Annotated in this window: 16 protein-coding genes; 4 read left to right on the top strand and 12 right to left on the bottom strand. The window is 46.1% G+C overall.

Annotated elements, in window-relative coordinates:
• Positions 1-2: 2 nt before the first annotated feature.
• The 4 genes from alaS to ACTQ50_RS05365 form a co-directional block, all read right to left on the bottom strand.
• Positions 3-2,642, bottom strand: a complete 2,640-nt coding sequence (alaS, locus tag ACTQ50_RS05350) for an alanine--tRNA ligase (RefSeq protein WP_441483290.1) — start codon at positions 2,640-2,642, stop codon at positions 3-5.
• A 213-nt stretch (positions 2,643-2,855) separates the two neighbouring features.
• On the bottom strand, positions 2,856-4,085 hold the full coding sequence (gene tyrS, locus ACTQ50_RS05355; protein WP_441483291.1) for a tyrosine--tRNA ligase: 1,230 nt from the start codon (positions 4,083-4,085) through the stop codon (positions 2,856-2,858).
• Between the two features lie 205 nt (positions 4,086-4,290).
• Positions 4,291-4,479 carry a hypothetical protein gene (locus ACTQ50_RS05360; protein WP_441483292.1) on the bottom strand — a complete coding sequence of 63 codons (189 nt, stop codon included), beginning with the start codon at positions 4,477-4,479 and terminating at the stop codon, positions 4,291-4,293.
• A gap of 135 nt (positions 4,480-4,614) precedes the next feature.
• Positions 4,615-6,012, bottom strand: a complete 1,398-nt coding sequence (locus ACTQ50_RS05365) for a cell wall hydrolase (protein WP_441483293.1) — start codon at positions 6,010-6,012, stop codon at positions 4,615-4,617.
• A gap of 213 nt (positions 6,013-6,225) precedes the next feature.
• On the opposite strand from ACTQ50_RS05365, the gene ACTQ50_RS05370 reads away from it, so the two are divergent.
• Positions 6,226-6,516, top strand: coding sequence for a hypothetical protein (locus ACTQ50_RS05370; RefSeq protein ID WP_441483294.1), 291 nt, complete (start codon positions 6,226-6,228; stop codon positions 6,514-6,516).
• A gap of 129 nt (positions 6,517-6,645) precedes the next feature.
• Here the strand turns inward: ACTQ50_RS05370 and ACTQ50_RS05375 are convergent, their stop codons facing one another.
• The gene (locus tag ACTQ50_RS05375; protein ID WP_441483295.1) at positions 6,646-6,816 is read right to left on the bottom strand and encodes a hypothetical protein; all 171 of its coding nucleotides are present in this window, start codon (positions 6,814-6,816) and stop codon (positions 6,646-6,648) included.
• A gap of 148 nt (positions 6,817-6,964) precedes the next feature.
• Here ACTQ50_RS05375 and ACTQ50_RS05380 point away from each other — a divergent pair, with 148 nt between their 5' ends.
• Together ACTQ50_RS05380 and ACTQ50_RS05385 are read left to right on the top strand one after the other, a co-directional pair.
• Positions 6,965-7,342, top strand: a complete 378-nt coding sequence (locus tag ACTQ50_RS05380) for a hypothetical protein (RefSeq protein ID WP_441483296.1) — start codon at positions 6,965-6,967, stop codon at positions 7,340-7,342.
• Between the two features lie 137 nt (positions 7,343-7,479).
• Positions 7,480-7,752, top strand: a complete 273-nt coding sequence (locus ACTQ50_RS05385; protein WP_441483297.1) for a hypothetical protein — start codon at positions 7,480-7,482, stop codon at positions 7,750-7,752.
• Positions 7,753-7,853: 101 nt separating this feature from the next.
• On the opposite strand, the gene ACTQ50_RS05390 is transcribed toward ACTQ50_RS05385, so the two are convergent.
• The 7 genes from ACTQ50_RS05390 to ACTQ50_RS05420 form a co-directional block, all read right to left on the bottom strand.
• A complete protein-coding gene (locus ACTQ50_RS05390) occupies positions 7,854-9,119 on the bottom strand; it encodes a competence/damage-inducible protein A (protein ID WP_441483298.1) in 1,266 nt (421 codons plus the stop codon).
• Positions 9,120-9,203: 84 nt separating this feature from the next.
• Entirely contained in the window at positions 9,204-9,743 is a 540-nt protein-coding gene (gene pgsA, locus ACTQ50_RS05395) for a CDP-diacylglycerol--glycerol-3-phosphate 3-phosphatidyltransferase (RefSeq protein WP_441483299.1), read from the bottom strand.
• Entirely contained in the window at positions 9,727-11,064 is a 1,338-nt protein-coding gene (gene rimO, locus ACTQ50_RS05400; protein WP_441483300.1) for a 30S ribosomal protein S12 methylthiotransferase RimO, read from the bottom strand. The genes pgsA and rimO overlap by 17 nt, the downstream gene beginning before the upstream one ends.
• Before the next feature lies 1 nt (position 11,065).
• Entirely contained in the window at positions 11,066-11,401 is a 336-nt protein-coding gene (rpoZ, locus tag ACTQ50_RS05405) for a DNA-directed RNA polymerase subunit omega (protein WP_441483301.1), read from the bottom strand.
• A gap of 233 nt (positions 11,402-11,634) precedes the next feature.
• Complete coding sequence (gene gmk / locus ACTQ50_RS05410; protein WP_441483302.1) at positions 11,635-12,261, bottom strand: guanylate kinase; 627 nt, start codon at positions 12,259-12,261, stop codon at positions 11,635-11,637.
• Complete coding sequence (locus ACTQ50_RS05415) at positions 12,254-12,520, bottom strand: DUF370 domain-containing protein (protein ID WP_226818463.1); 267 nt, start codon at positions 12,518-12,520, stop codon at positions 12,254-12,256. The genes gmk and ACTQ50_RS05415 overlap by 8 nt, the downstream gene beginning before the upstream one ends.
• A gap of 151 nt (positions 12,521-12,671) precedes the next feature.
• Positions 12,672-13,550 (bottom strand): YicC/YloC family endoribonuclease, encoded by an 879-nt coding sequence (locus tag ACTQ50_RS05420; protein ID WP_226818513.1) that lies wholly within the window; start codon positions 13,548-13,550, stop codon positions 12,672-12,674.
• A gap of 255 nt (positions 13,551-13,805) precedes the next feature.
• Here ACTQ50_RS05420 and ACTQ50_RS05425 point away from each other — a divergent pair, with 255 nt between their 5' ends.
• Positions 13,806-15,554, top strand: coding sequence for an Rqc2 family fibronectin-binding protein (locus tag ACTQ50_RS05425; protein WP_441483303.1), 1,749 nt, complete (start codon positions 13,806-13,808; stop codon positions 15,552-15,554).
• The last annotated feature ends 76 nt before the right edge of the window (positions 15,555-15,630 follow it).

The raw sequence follows: 15,630 nt of genomic DNA on the forward strand, positions 1-15,630 counted from the left end.
TTTTAGTGAATCTGTCCTTCCAGGATTCCGGCTACTGCTTCGATTGCCTCGCCAGCTTTCTCCGGATTCTTTCCACCGGCCTGAGCCATGTTCGGACGTCCACCGCCGCCGCCGCCAACGATTGCAGCCACAGCCTTGATCAGGTTACCTGCATGTGCTCCTGCTTTCTGTGCAGAATCAGTAGCCATTGCAAGAAGGTTTACCTTGCCCTCATTTACTGCAGCAAGGACAACAACACCCTCGCCAAGCTTCTCTTTCAGCTGGTCGCCAAGATCACGAAGTCCGTTCATATCAACGCCCTCTACCTTGGCAGCAAGGAGTTTCACACCTTTTACTTCTACAACCTGGTTCATAACATCCCCAAGAGCACCCTGAGCCAGTTTGCTCTTCAGAGACTCGTTCTCGCTTGCAAGAGCCTTCACCTCACCCTGAAGGTGTGCGATCTTCTCAACCATCTCAGAAGGATTGGTCTTCAGGGCCTTAGCAACCTCGTGAAGAAGTGCTTCCTGCTTCTTATAGTATTCCAGAACTCCGTTTCCGGTCAGTGCCTCGATACGGCGGACACCGGCAGCGATACCAGACTCAGAAACGATCTTAAACAACATGATGGAGCTTGTATTTGCAACGTGGGTACCACCGCAAAGCTCTTTGGAGAAGTCACCCATGGATACCACACGTACCTTCTGGGAATATTTCTCACCGAACAGTGCCATAGCGCCGGATTTCTTAGCTTCCTCAACGTCCATGATATCGGTGTGAACATCAAGTGCTGCCTGGATCTGCTCATTTACGATCTGCTCTGCTTTCTCGATCTCCTCAGCGGTCATAGCTGTGAAGTGGGCAAAGTCAAAACGAAGTCTGTCCGCAGTTACAAGAGATCCCTTCTGCTCTACGTGGGAACCAAGAACTTCTTTCAGGGCTTTCTGAAGAAGATGTGTAGCACTGTGGTTCTTCTCGATATCTTTTCTTGCTGCAACATTTACTTTCAGGGAAACAGTCTCTCCCTTGGAGATCATACCAGACTCCATATGTCCTACATGACCGAATTTGCCACCGCGAAGCTTGATGGTATCTTCTACAACGAATTTACCATTTGCAGTTTCGATCACACCGGTATCTCCAACCTGGCCACCCATGGTAGCGTAGAAAGGTGTTTTCTCTACGAAAATGGTGCCCTTCTGTCCTTCCATCAGGGAATCTACGATCTCAGTTTCTGTGGTAAGAACGGTGATCGGGGACTCGAAGGAAAGATGATCATATCCAACGAACTCTGTAGTAACAGAGGTATCGATCTGGTCATATACAGTTGCGTCAGCTCCCATATAGTTGGTTACTTCACGAGAAGAACGTGCTTTCTCTCTCTGCTCATCCATAGCAGCCTTGAAGCCATCCTCGTCGATCTCGTAACCCTTCTCCTCCAGGATCTCTTTGGTCAGATCAAGAGGGAATCCGTAGGTATCATATAATTTAAATGCGTTCTCACCGGAAAGAGTCTTCTCTCCAGCAGCATTCATAGCCTCTTCCATATCAGCCAGGATACGAAGTCCCTGATCAATCGTCTTACCGAACTGGTTCTCCTCGTTGGTAAGAACATTGAAGATAAATTCTTTCTTCTCTTCCAGCTCCGGATATCCATCCTTGGAACCATCGATCACTTCTGCACTTAAGGTAGCAAGGAAGTTGCCCTGGATTCCAAGAAGTCTTCCATGTCTTGCTGCACGGCGGATCAGACGGCGGAGTACGTATCCACGGCCTTCGTTGGTCGGCATGATACCGTCGGAGATCATGAATGTAGCGGAACGGATATGGTCTGTGATCAGACGGATGGAAACGTCATCCTCGTGATGTACGCCATACTCCTTGCCGGAGATCTTGCTTACCAGGTTACGAAGGGAACAGATAGTGTCAACATCGAAAATGGAATCTACGTCCTGCACAACAACAGCCAGACGCTCAAGTCCCATACCAGTATCAATGTTCTTCTGTTTCAGGGTTGTGTAATTGCCATTACCGTCATTCTCAAACTGGGTAAATACGTTGTTCCATACTTCCATGTAACGGTCGCAGTCACAGCCTACTGTACAGCCAGGCTTACCGCAGCCATATTTCTCTCCACGGTCATAGTAGATCTCAGAACATGGACCGCAAGGACCTGCGCCATGCTCCCAGAAGTTGTCCTCTTTGCCAAATTTGAAAATACGCTCTGCAGGGATTCCGATCTCTTTGTTCCAGATATCGAAAGCCTCATCATCCTCCAGGTATACAGACGGATAAAGACGGTTTGGATCCAGTCCTACAACCTCTGTCAAAAACTCCCAGGACCAGTGGATGGCTTCTGTCTTAAAGTAATCTCCAAAAGAGAAGTTACCAAGCATCTCAAAGAAGGTACCGTGACGTGAGGTCTTACCTACATTCTCAATATCACCTGTACGGATACATTTCTGACATGTGCTGACCCTTGTACGAGGTGGTTTCTCTGCTCCTGTGAAATATGGTTTCAGTGGTGTCATTCCTGCATTGATCAGCAGGACACTTTTATCGCCCTGTGGAACCAATGGAAAGCTCTTCATTACAAGATGTCCCTTGCTCTCCATGAAATCCAGAAACATTTTTCGAAGTTCGTTTACTCCGTATTTCTTCATTTCAATTCTCCTCCTACGCAATAAAGAAGTGCATTCCTCTTCTGGCACAGCGGTGTTATTATAGCCATGCCTGGAATGCTTGCATGGTCTATATGATATCATATATCTTTATTACGGTCAAAATATTTTTTCACTATTATGGGTTCAGGGACCAAGGCCGCTGCTCTTTCACCCCATCGTGAATTGCTTTAACCCTGGTCCCTTTTTATAGTCTTATTTTACAAATACCTTATTAAATTTCTTCTTTCCTCTCTTCAGGACAACGCCGTCACCTGTGAGAGCATCTTTGGAAAGTACATGTTTGATATCCAGCACTTTCTCGCCGTCAACGGAAACGCCGCCCTGCTCGATGGCTCTTCTTCCCTCGGAACGGGTTGTAACAAGAGCGGATTTTACAAGAAGGCTGATCAGGTCAATGTTGCCCTCCTCGTCGAAATCTTCTGCTGCAAGCTCAGTAGTTGGCATATGTGCAGTATCTGCTCCGCCTGCGAAAAGTGCTTTTGCACCTGCTTCTGCTTTCTTTGCTTCCTCTGTTCCATGGACAAGCTCAGTAAGCTGGAATGCAAGGATCTCTTTTGCCTTGTTCAGCTGGCTGCCTTCCCATTTCTCCATCTCCTGGATCTCTTCTAATGGAAGGAAGGTAAGAAGCTTCATGCATTTGATAACATCTGCATCATCTACATTTCTCCAGTACTGGTAGAAATCGAATGGAGAGGTCTTGTTCGGATCCAGCCATACAGCTCCGGACTGTGTCTTACCCATTTTCTTGCCCTCGGAGTTCAGAAGAAGGGTAATGGTCATAGCGTAAGCATCTTTTCCAAGTTTACGGCGGATCAGCTCTGTACCGCCAAGCATGTTGCTCCACTGGTCATCGCCGCCGAACTGCATGTTGCAGCCGTATTTCTGGTACAGCATGTAGAAGTCGTAGCTCTGCATGATCATGTAGTTAAACTCCAGGAAGCTTAAGCCTCTCTCCATACGCTGTTTGTAGCACTCAGCAGTAAGCATACGGTTTACAGAAAAATGAGGGCCAACCTCACGTAAAAGTTCTACATAGTTCAGTCCCATCAGCCAGTCTGCATTGTTTACCATAAGAGCCTTGTCATCAGAAAAATCAATAAAACGCTCCATCTGTTTCTTAAAGCAGTCGATGTTGTGCTGGATGGTCTCTTTTGTCATCATCTGGCGCATATCTGTTCTTCCGGATGGGTCACCGATCATACCGGTTCCGCCGCCAAGAAGGGCGATTGGCTTGTTTCCTGCCATCTGCAGACGTTTCATCAGGCAAAGTGCCATGAAATGTCCTACATGAAGGCTGTCTGCGGTTGGGTCAAATCCAATATAGAAAGTTGCCTTTCCGTTATTTACCATTTCTTTGATCTCATCTTCATCTGTTACCTGGGCGATCAAGCCTCTGGCTTTCAGTTCTTCCCAAACTGTCATTTTCTTTTCCTCCTGTAAATAAATATAAAAAAGCCCGGTTCTCATGTCCCTTTAGGACGAGAACCGGGTCCCGCGTTACCACCTAAATTCACAGAAAGCTCGCACTTCCTGCCTCGATAAGTGACCATACTGATAAAAATATCCTCTGCACTTCGCCCGCTAATACAAAACCTGGCAGATACAGTCAAATATGAAATCAGAATTATCACCCCGGCATGATAACGTATGCCACTCCGTCACAGCCTACTGGATTTCTGAAATGGACTGCGGCTGCTCTGCCGCTGCTCACTTCTTCTATTTCAAAATCGTTCGGTGCAAAGCTCCGGGATGTATTCACAATGGATCTCTGCACGCGCCTCTCACCATCCGGCAGCTCTCTGTGTGCTCTTTCCAAGGCTACTTGTTCCCTTCAAAGCCTTTCTCATTTGATACTTGCAAGTATACAAAGCCATCCTGTGTTTGTCAAGGAATTTGCCTTTGTAATTTAACAACTTACTGTGATAAAGTATCCTGTGTTTTATTTTTATGCTTATACCCAGTCTACAAAGAAGGTATGATCCTTGTATGTCTCATATACAACCTTCTTAAAGTTCAGTGTCTGTTTCCAAAATGCGGAAGTCATCATAAAGTATTTATAATTGAAATCCTTTGTCTTCATGCCGCTGACAGTACGTGGGGTGCCATTTGCCACATATGCGTTAAAGCTGTCCAATGCCTGCTGTGCTGCTGCATAAGCACTTGCCCGGTCTTCGAACACGCCGTTCAGGCGCTTCTGAAGGGAACCATTTGTCACAACGGAATACTGTGCAAATTTCGTAGAACCTTCGTAAACCACATAGCGGACACTGGATGGGAATCCGCTGTCAAGGGTACGGTTCAGAATACAAAGTGCAACTGCCTTCATTCCTGCAATTCCCTGGTCTCCTGCCTCGGACTCGCACATGGCAGCCAGAATATCAAGATCCGATTTGGTTCCGTCTGCAATACCAGGATGTGTCTTAAACTGGCTCATGATCGTATAATTACGTGCATGCTTGGCATCATACCAGGTAAAAACAGTGCTGCTGTTATTGTTGCTGTTGTTATTATTACTATTATTATTGCTGTTATTCTGTTTCTCTGTGGCAACTCCATTGGCGTCAAAGGTATAGGTCGTTCCACTGATCGTAGCTGTGGTATTCATGTACATAACACCGCTGGAATTGAAATAGTAGCTCTTATCTCCCAGCTTCAGCCAGCCAGTCTGTGCCTTTCCATCAGCAGGACTGAAATAATAGTGTTTGGTTCCAACGGTTCCAAAGCCTTTCTGATAACGGACGCCGGTACTCTTCTTAAAGTAGTAAATGCTTCCGTCAATGGTCTTAAGTCCTGTATACATATAACCAGTACTTGGGTTAAAATAGCGGGTATTCTTCTTAGAGTCTGTAAACCAGCCAGTCAACATTACTCCATTGCTCATAAAATAACGCTTCTCGCCCTTGCTGTTCTTCTGCCAGCCTTTAAGCATAGCACCAGTTCCACTGGTAAAATAGTATTTCTTGCCGTTTAAGGTCAGCCAGCCGCGGACCAGCTTGCCATTGGAGGGTTTAAAATACCGGGTAGTGCTTCCGCTCTTTAAGAAACCAGTTACCATGATACCTTTTCCCTTGGTAAAATACCGGATGTATTTCCCCTGGCTGTCCATTTGCCAGCCCTTGAGCTGAACGCCAGTCTTTTTGTTAAAATAGTATTTCTTGCCATTCAGGGTCAGCCAGCCCTTTTTCTTGGCTCCGCTGGAGGTTATGTAGTAGGTCTTGCCTTTGATCGTCTTAAAACCAGCCTTCGCAGCCTGAACATCCCTGGTCATCATAGGCGTAACAAGCAGCGTCAGCATGAGCAGCAATACAAGCACAAAACCTCTGTGATCTTTTCTCTCTTCTCTTTTCATACCTTTCCCTTTCTAAAAAAGAACAGTTCTTGGATCTCTCCAGGTAAAACTGCCCTTATTTTGTCAAAAATGTGTCGAATCGGTTTCAAAGATTACAAAATTGTTACATTTTAATTTATTATAACGAAATTCTGCTTTTCTGTCAACCGCTTTGTAACACCACCCCTGTCCCCTCCATATGATGAACTGTAAACATTTTCTGGAGGTAACAGCATGAGTGATTTAGCTGCTACAAACTGTGGATGCGGTGACGACAGATCCGGTTGCGGATGCGGTAACTGTGGATGCAACAATGGTTGCGGATGTGACAATGGATGTGGTCTTTCCTTCGGAAACGGTTCCTGTGGATGCAACATTCTCTGGATCATCATTCTCCTTTGTGCATGCGGCGGCAACGGTATTGGCTGCAACAACGGATGCGGCAATGGAAACGGTGACTGCTGCTGGATCATCATCATCCTTCTGCTTCTCTGCGGTGGATGGGGAAACAGCTGCGGATGCTGATATAACGGCCTCGCATAGGAAAAAAGCCTGCATGGTCAGGCTTTTTTCTGCAAATTCGGGACAGAGGAAGATTCCCCTGTCCCTTTTCTATTTCATCTCTGTTTCCCTGCGTTTTCGCAGCAGCCTGTTTCATTCATTTTTCTCTTCTTTCCAGTTGTTTCCAGCAATATCACCCTTTTGCCTTTTCCATAATTCTTTATTTAATGCTCCCTTACTTTCCTGTTTTTTCCTCGCACATTCCAGGTCCAGCTCATAGATTGCATTTCCATCTATCACAAGTCTTTCATTTTTTCTCTTCATAACACTTCCCCCAGTTTCTTTCATGCTTTACGGAAGCTGCCCTCAATTTTCATTGCTATTGGGGGCAGCCTCCTAATATACAATATGTCAAACGGTATATCCCCGTCATATTTTAATAATAAAAACATAGATATAAAAAGGGATTCCTATGGAACAAGAATATATTGCACAGACTGCACTTGACCAGATGGTGGGAACAGACCAGGGACAGCTGTTAAAGGCTCTGATCCCTTATTTTCCGCCCAGGCAGCAGCAGTTTTTATCTGTATTTGCAAAAGCGAAAGAACTTTCCAACACACTTGCTCTTTTTTCTAACCCTCCTGCAGCCATGCGCATACAAGCAGCATCTGCCCCGGCACAGCCCATGGAGCTTTTAAGCGACCTGCGCCGCTACTGTTTTGGAAATACCAGGAAAACACTGGATCAGATCAACAATATGATGGCAATGGTAGAAATGATAAAAGTCATGAGCATGTCTTCACCTGAAGATGTAGGAGAAGATAATTGTGAAGAAGAACGCCAGTAAAAATCACTGATCGTAATTCTCCAACAGCGCACTAACATACAATAATAGATTACTGTGAACAGAATATATAGCAACAATAACCAAAAACGAAAGTCGTCTCCTATTGTATAAAATATTGGAAAAAGGAGTGATTCTTTATGGCGGATAACTGGCAGGACAATCCCAGACTTGCAGGCATGGACCGGGGCAAGCTTGATCTGCTCCAGCAGATGGCCCAGCAGGGCGCAGGGAAATCCCCCTCCGACCTGCTGCCCTTTATTATGAATGCCGCTTCCCAGGGGCGAAACGCCGGATTGAATTTTAACCCACAGGAGATCAATACCATCATTGAAGTCCTGAAAATGGGCAAAAGCCCCCAGGAACGGGCAAAACTGGATAAAGTGGTAAATTTAATGAAGATGATGAAATAAGCAAACGTCTCACCTCACAACAAATTGACTCGTAATTCGTGAAAAAGGGTTCCGCCATCTCCAGCAGAACCCTTTTCCATTATAGATTCAATTATCCAATATTATTTTTCCTCAAATGCACCCATTATGCATTCCCTCAGAAGCACCAGCGCGCTTGCAACTGCCTGCTGGCGGATCTTGGTGCGGTTTCCAGTGAAGTGATACTCCTGGGTAATGGTCTGTCCATTATAGCAGCAGCCCATAAACACAGTTCCCACTGGTGTCTCCTTCGTTCCGCCGTCCGGACCTGCAAGGCCGGTAATGGAAAGGCTGATATCCGCACCAGAAGCTGCACAGCAGCCCTTTGCCATCTGTTTTGCACATTTGGCAGAAACAGCGCCAACGGTCTTTAAGGTGGACTTCTTTACTCCAAGGCACTCTCTCTTGGCGCGGTTGCTGTAGGTGACAAAGCCGTGGCTGAATACCTGGGAAGCACCTGGCACATTTACAATACGTGCAGCAATGGCACCGCCTGTACAGGACTCTGCAAGAGCCAGTGTCAGTTCCTTCTCTTTCAGAAGATCCACAACAGATTCTTCCAGTGTTTTATCTGCATCCAGGGCAAATACATTTTTGCCAAAACGTTTTTTCAGTTCCTTTACCACTGGCTTGATCAGCTTTTTGCAGGCTTTCTCGTCTTCGCCTTTAGCTGTGATACGAAGATGGACCTCTCCTGTTTTTGCATAAGGGGCAAGGGTAGGATTGGTCTGGGCTTCGATCATGTCCTGAATATCCGCAGCCACCTGGCTCTCTCCGATTCCGCAGATCTTTACCACCTGGGAGCAGATGATCTCCGGCTGTTTCTTCCGAAGGTATGGATAAACAGATTCCTCAAACATAGGGATCAGCTCATTTGGCGGTCCTGGGAGAAGGATGGCGGTTTTGCCGTTTTTCTCAAGGATCAGGCCAGGGGCTGTTCCGTTATGATTATCCAGCACAATGGCGCCCTCCGGCACCTGCGCCTGTTTATAATTGTTGGAGGTCACACGTCTGTCCGGGTGATTTTTCTGATACTCTTTCATATAACGCTCAATCCGCTTTCTGGAATGAGGGTCTTCTGCAAGAGGAAGTCCCATCACCTCTGCGCATACCTCTTTGGTCAGGTCATCCTCGGTTGGTCCAAGGCCGCCTGTAAGGATTACCACATCAGAACGGTCAAGGGCAGATGCGATCACGGCCTTCATTCTGTCGTGGTTATCGCCAACCACAGATTCATAATAAACAGAAAGACCAAGCTGGGCACATTTTTCAGAAAGATATGCACTGTTGGTGTTTACAATATTTCCTAGTAAAATCTCAGTTCCCACTGCTACAAGCTCTGCAATCATTTTTATACCTCTTTTCTGGTTTCTTATGAATTCAGCCAACATCTCTAACTGGATAAAGATGTTGGCTGTTTTACATACAAATATTTATTCCTGCATGGAAATTACGTTTTTGTTCTGAACAATATAGGTGATCAGAGAGATCACAGTCAGAGCCAGTGATACCCATACAAAAATCTGTGTCAGGATTTCAAAGAATCCCCCAAAGTTCAGGATCAGAAGAATGATCATGATCATCTGGGATGCGGTTTTGAATTTGCCCCAGTAGTTGGCAGCGATCACAACACCGTTCTCCGCTGCGATCAGTCTGAAACCACTGATAATAAATTCTCTTGCAATGATAATGATAACGAACCAGGCCGGCAGGCGGTCAAGCTCGATCATGCAGATCAGTGCAGAGCAAACCAGCAGCTTGTCTGCAAGGGGATCCATAAATTTACCAAAATTGGTAACCAGATTGTTCTTGCGCGCAAGATGGCCATCAAACCAGTCGGTAATACTTGCCACTACGAAAATAGCAAGGCAGATATAGCGGTTTGCCTCTCCGCCCCAGCCCGTCAGAATAAATAATACAAAAAACGGCACCAGGATCATTCTGGCTACAGTTAATTTATTCGGTGTATTCATCTTCCAGCTCTCCTATCAAATCGTATTCCAGAGCACCGATAACCCGGACTCTCGCAAAGTCTCCAGTCATGAGAAGCTCGCCGGTCTGTACGAAAATATATCCGTCCACCTTGGGCGCATCTCCGTAAGTACGTCCGATATACGCACTCTCTCCGGATACCTTGCCCTCGATCATGACAGTCAGTACCTGACCTACACGGTTCTCACCTTTCTCAAGAGAAATTTCCTGCTGAAGTTCCATGATCTCATCACGTCTGGCTTCCTTGACTTCCTCAGGGATCTGATCTTCCATAGTGGCTGCTGGGGTATCTTCCTCGGCAGAGTATGGGAAAACACCAAGGCGGTCAAACTCGATCTCATCCACAAACTCCATCAGTTCTTCGTGGTCTTCCTGGGTTTCACCAGGGAAACCGCTAATCAGACTGGTACGAAGGAAAATGTCCGGAATCTCCCGGCGCAGCTTGCCGATAATATCCACCAGTTCCTGCCTGGTAGTGCGGCGTCCCATACGCTTCAGAACGCGGTCACTTGCATGCTGGATTGGAAGATCCAGGTAGTGACAGATCTTTTTCTCTTCCTTCATGGTCTGTATCAATTCATCGTAAATCTCCTCCGGATAACAGTACAGAATACGGATCCAACGGATTCCTTTAATCCTGCAAAGCTCTTTCAGAAGGACATGGAGAGATTTCTTTCCATAAATATCCTTTCCATACACGGTAGTTTCCTGGGCAACCAGGATCAGCTCTTTTACGCCTTTCTCTGCCAGTGACTGTGCTTCCTTTACAAGCTGTTCCATTGGAACACTTCTGTAGCTGCCCCGCAGCTTGGGGATAATACAGTAAGTGCAATGCTTGTCACAGCCCTCTGCGATTTTCAGATATGCAAAGTGTCCGCCTGTAGTCAGCATACGCTTACCGGAAATATCCGGAAGAAAATCAATGCTTTTGTACTCTTCGAAATGTCTGCCTGCCTCAGCTTCATTCACGGCTTTAATAATGTCACCGTAAGAAGTTGTACCAAGGATTGCATCCACTTCAGGTATTTCCTCTGAAATTTCTTTCTTATAACGCTGTGCCATACATCCGGTAACGATCAGCACCTTGCAGGTACCTGCTTTTTTCTTCTCTGCCATCTCAAGAATGGTGTTAACACTCTCTTCTTTGGCATCCCCGATGAAACAACAGGTGTTGACAATGATCACTTCTGCTTCGTCTTCATCGTCAACGATCTGATGTCCGTCTGCTGCAAGCATTCCAAGCATTTCCTCAGAATCTACCAGGTTCTTATCACATCCAAGGGAAATGAACAGTAATTTCATATTATTCTGCACTCTCCTCAGTAGATACAGCTGCTGCATTCTCTTCTACAGCTACTTTCTCTGCTGTATGGCCTGCGATCTCTGCCAGATCCTCTTCCTCATGTTTGCCAGGAAGGATTTTAACCTTACCATTGTATAATTCGTCGATGGCGATGGAAAGCGGTTTCTTGCCCTTTACATTATCTGCTAATGGCTTAGCTCCGCCGATCAGCTGGCGTGCACGTTTGCTGGTAGCAAGGATCAGGGAATAACGGCTGTTGAGCACCATGCTCTCGTCGTCGTCCTCATTGTTTGTATTGATTGCTTCAATCAACTCAGAATAAGATGGATGGATCATATCTATACTCCTTTCAAAATTGTGATTATTGTTATTATTTTCATAAAGATTTGTGGATTCGAATGTATTTTTGTGCATATAGCCACAAATCATTATTTCTTCATTCACAGAAACCGTTTTGATCAATAGGTTATTCTGCACTTCTGCCAAATCCCCATCACTGCTTCAAAAAACAGGTAGGGCTTAAATAAAATTTTTACCCCATTGGTGTAGGGCAGTTTTAACTATACCAGTTACTCCTCCATAAACCTGGCAGCCTGTGCCTGGATTTCATGGATAAAATCCAGATTTCTCTTCATAGCGAAGTGCTCACTCTGGATAATATTATGAAGCCTGTCCACAGCTTCGTCAAGCTGATCATTTACCAGAAGGTAATCGTACTCCTCAACTCCTTCTGCTTCCTGTGCAGCCCTTGCAAGCCGCTGGCGGATCACTTCCTTAGTCTCAGTGCCTCTGCCTACAAGACGCTCCTTTAATTCTTCCATGGAAGGTGCTGTAACAAATACCAGAACTGCCTCCGGGAATTTCTTCTTAATCTTGCGTGCACCCTGGATCTCAATCTCCAGAATCACGTCCCGTCCTGCTGAGAGCTGCTCCTCCACATAGGCCTTCGGTGTGCCGTAGTAATTCTCAACGTACTGGGCATATTCAATCAGCTGATCCTTACAGATCATCTGCTCAAACTCTTCTTTCGTATGGAAAAAATATTCTCTTCCGTCTTCTTCCCCTGGTCTGGGGTTTCTGGTGGTAGCGGATACTGACAATGCATAATTGTCATACTTCCCCATCAGGCTTTTCATAATGGTACCTTTTCCTGCTCCGGAAAAACCGGAAACAACTACCAAAACTCCTCTACTCATGGTCCTCTCCCTTACTTTCTATTACTTCTGCAAATCTGCGGGCTATGGTGTCCGGCTGGATCGCAGACAATATCAGAATGTCGTCTGAAGTGACGATTACAGATTTGGTCTTCCTGCCCTGTGTGGCATCCACCAGGGAATTGGAACCTTTTACACTCTGAACCATTCGTTTCACCGGTGCGGCATCAGGGTTTACCACAGCTACGATTTTCTGGGAATTCACCATATTGCCGAATCCGATATTGATTAATTTTGCCATGTTTTCACCCTTCTGTCAAGATAAGGAGAGCTTACGTCCAAAAATTATTGCTGTTCACTCTGCAAACAGTAACCGTAAGCTTCGTAGCCCTACGAATTGTGACTCTGCTTTGCAGCTCCCACAATCCTCCCAGCATTGGGAATCCGCTTGGTTACTCCACATTCTGAACCTGTTCCCTGATCTTCTCAATTTCTGTTTTCAGATCAATTGCAATATTGGAAATCACCAGATCACTGGACTTGGACAGAATCGTATTCGCCTCCCGGTTCATCTCCTGTGCCATAAAGTCAAGCTTACGTCCGATGCCTTCTTTCTCCTCCAGCATCTTCTTCATGCCCTGGATGTGGCTGTGGAGACGGACGGTCTCCTCGTCGTTGCAGATCTTATCAGAAAACAGGATCACCTCTGCGGCAATTCTGGATTCCTCGATCTGGGAATCCTCAAGAAGCTCGTGCACCTTCGCTTCCAGCTTCTCCCTGTAGGAATCCACCACCTCAGGGGAACGTGCCTCCACCTGATTTACCTTCTCATCAAGCGCATCCAGCTTGGTGATCAAATCATTCTTCAGATTCTCGCCTTCTCTTGCACGTGCCTGGGCAAATTTCTCACAAGCCTCACGAAGGGGGCCCTCCAGTACTGCCCACAACGCCTCTTCATCTACAGACTGTTCTTCCATAGTCAGGACATCCGGATAACGGGAAAGGGCACCTGCTTTCACATCATTCTCAAGGCCAAATTCTTCTGCCATCTGGCGGATGTAGGCCAGATATTCGCTGGCAAGCTCCTTATTGTATTTCAGTGCATCGCAGCTTAAGGTATAATCTTCATATGTGATAAATACATCTACCTTTCCGCGCTGCATGTATGTCTTCATAAGGTTCCGGATGGCACCCTCCAGGAAGCTCAGCTTCCTTGGCATCTTAATACTCAGATCCAGATATCTGTGATTGACGGATTTTATCTCAACGGTGATCTTCCGCTCTTTTGTGATCACCTCGGCTCTTCCAAAGCCTGTCATGCTTTTTATCATAGTAATCTCTTTCTGTATTTTTTTTCGAAAATTGTCTCCAAAAGGACCTGATTTCTTATCGTAATTCTCCGCCCTATGGTCTGACAATACTTCTACGCATACGGATTTATTATAGTTCATTCCAAAACCCTAGTCAAATCCTTTTTTTGCTGTTATAATGAAGTTCGCGCGTTACTGTTCATTGGTAACGTTCCGCAAGGCGTTTTTTGTGAACGAAGTTCACAAGAAGGTTGTTATCTGAAAGGAGTTTTCTTTATGGCTTTTGATGGAATCACCATTGCTGCAATGGTTTCTGAATTAAATAAAAACCTCTCCGGCGGCCGCATCAATAAGATCGCCCAGCCAGAGAACGATGAACTGCTGATCACGGGAAAGGGTGCAAACGGCCAGAAGCGTCTGCTTCTCTCCGCCAGTGCCTCCCTTCCATTAATTTATTTTACAGCCAGGAACCGGATCAGTCCTCTCACAGCTCCCAACTTCTGCATGCTGCTCCGCAAACACATCGGCAGCGCCAGGATCACAGGCATCCGACAGCCTGGACTGGAGCGTGTGGTGGAATTTGAGCTGGAGCATCTGAACGAGCTTGGAGATGTCTGCCACAAGGTTCTGATCATGGAGCTGATGGGCAAGCACAGCAACATTATTTTCTGCGATGACCAGAGTATGATCCTGGACAGCATCAAGCACGTATCCTGCAATGTAAGCTCCGTCCGCGAGGTTCTTCCGGGACGTCCTTATTTTATCCCCCATACCCAGGATAAGCTGGATCCTCTTACCATTTCCAGAGAAGACTTTATGGAAAAAGTCTACGGCAGATCCAATGCCATCTCCAAGGCCCTTTACCAGACACTTACCGGTTTTAGCCCGGTTATGGCCCAGGAGCTTTGCTATCGTGCTTCCATTGATGGAAATGACGATGCCCAGGCACTGGATGCAGATGCAAAAGAACAGCTTTACACAGAATTTTCCAATTTAATGGGCCAGATCAAAAAAGAGGAATTCACCCCTACGATTATTTTCAAAGGGGACGAGCCGGTTGAATACGGCGTTCTTCCTTTTACCCAGTATGGGGAGGGCTTTACCAGCCAGACTTTTGAGTCTGTGTCTGAAATGCTGGAAACCTACTATGCTTCCCGTGACACCATCACCCGGATCCGCCAGAAATCAGCGGACCTTCGCAAAATCGTCCAGACAGCCCTTGAACGCAACCGCAAGAAGCTCAGCCTTCAGCAGAAGCAGATGAAGGACACGGAAAAAAAGGACAAATACAAAATTTACGGCGAGCTGATCAACACCTATGGCTACGGTCTGGAAGAAGGCTGCAAATCCTTCAAAGCCGTAAACTATTATAATGGAGAGGAAATCACCATTCCTCTTGATCCAGCCCTGACACCCCAGGAGAATTCCAAGAAATATTTTGACCGCTACGGCAAGCTGAAACGTACCCAGGAGGCCCTGGAGGTTCAGATCGCCGATACCTCCAGCGAGATCGAGCACCTGGAATCCATTTCCAACGCCCTTGATATTGCAGCTGAAGAAAGCGATCTTTCCCAGATCAAGGAAGAGCTGATGGAATATGGCTATGTGAAACGGCACTATGGCAGCAAAAAGGGTGCCAAGATGCAGGTGAAATCCAAGCCCTTCCATTATGTTTCCAGTGATGGCTATGATATTTATGTGGGAAAAAACAACTACCAGAATGATGAGCTAACCTTTAAATTTGCCACTGGCAACGACTGGTGGTTCCATGCCAAAAAGATGCCTGGCTCCCACGTAGTTGTAAAGACAAAGGACGGCACCCTTCCGGACCGCACCTTTGAGGAAGCTGGCAATCTGGCAGCCTTTTATTCCAAAGGCCGCACTGCTCCCAAGGTAGAAATTGATTATCTTCAGAAAAAAAATGTAAAAAAGCCGGCAGGGGCAAAGCCTGGATTTGTAGTTTATTATACCAACTATTCTCTCATGGCATCCCCGGATATTACAGGGATTAAGCAGTTGTCCTGATAACGGCATTTTACCTTTTCAGTGATTCCGAAAATTTACAGAAAGACTGTTGTGCAGAATCACAGCCAATACACAT

This window comes from Blautia sp. Sow4_E7 (assembly GCF_052116245.1).
Lineage (GTDB): Bacteria > Bacillota > Clostridia > Lachnospirales > Lachnospiraceae > Blautia_A.

Bases quoted from the DNA above. Each gene is read 5' to 3' on its own strand.
- ACTQ50_RS05425 (WP_441483303.1), top strand. From the start codon at position 13,806: ATGGCTTTTGATGGAATCACCATTGCTGCAATGGTTTCTGAATTAAAT.
- tyrS (WP_441483291.1), bottom strand. From the start codon at position 4,085: ATGACAGTTTGGGAAGAACTGAAAGCCAGAGGCTTGATCGCCCAGGTA.
- ACTQ50_RS05370 (WP_441483294.1), top strand. From the start codon at position 6,226: ATGAGTGATTTAGCTGCTACAAACTGTGGATGCGGTGACGACAGATCC.
- rimO (WP_441483300.1), bottom strand. From the start codon at position 11,064: ATGAAATTACTGTTCATTTCCCTTGGATGTGATAAGAACCTGGTAGAT.
- ACTQ50_RS05380 (WP_441483296.1), top strand. From the start codon at position 6,965: ATGGAACAAGAATATATTGCACAGACTGCACTTGACCAGATGGTGGGA.
- ACTQ50_RS05390 (WP_441483298.1), bottom strand. From the start codon at position 9,119: ATGATTGCAGAGCTTGTAGCAGTGGGAACTGAGATTTTACTAGGAAAT.
- ACTQ50_RS05420 (WP_226818513.1), bottom strand. From the start codon at position 13,550: ATGATAAAAAGCATGACAGGCTTTGGAAGAGCCGAGGTGATCACAAAA.
- ACTQ50_RS05385 (WP_441483297.1), top strand. From the start codon at position 7,480: ATGGCGGATAACTGGCAGGACAATCCCAGACTTGCAGGCATGGACCGG.
- alaS (WP_441483290.1), bottom strand. From the start codon at position 2,642: ATGAAGAAATACGGAGTAAACGAACTTCGAAAAATGTTTCTGGATTTC.
- ACTQ50_RS05365 (WP_441483293.1), bottom strand. From the start codon at position 6,012: ATGAAAAGAGAAGAGAGAAAAGATCACAGAGGTTTTGTGCTTGTATTG.
- gmk (WP_441483302.1), bottom strand. From the start codon at position 12,261: ATGAGTAGAGGAGTTTTGGTAGTTGTTTCCGGTTTTTCCGGAGCAGGA.
- rpoZ (WP_441483301.1), bottom strand. From the start codon at position 11,401: ATGATCCATCCATCTTATTCTGAGTTGATTGAAGCAATCAATACAAAC.
- ACTQ50_RS05415 (WP_226818463.1), bottom strand. From the start codon at position 12,520: ATGGCAAAATTAATCAATATCGGATTCGGCAATATGGTGAATTCCCAG.
- ACTQ50_RS05375 (WP_441483295.1), bottom strand. From the start codon at position 6,816: ATGAAGAGAAAAAATGAAAGACTTGTGATAGATGGAAATGCAATCTAT.
- pgsA (WP_441483299.1), bottom strand. From the start codon at position 9,743: ATGAATACACCGAATAAATTAACTGTAGCCAGAATGATCCTGGTGCCG.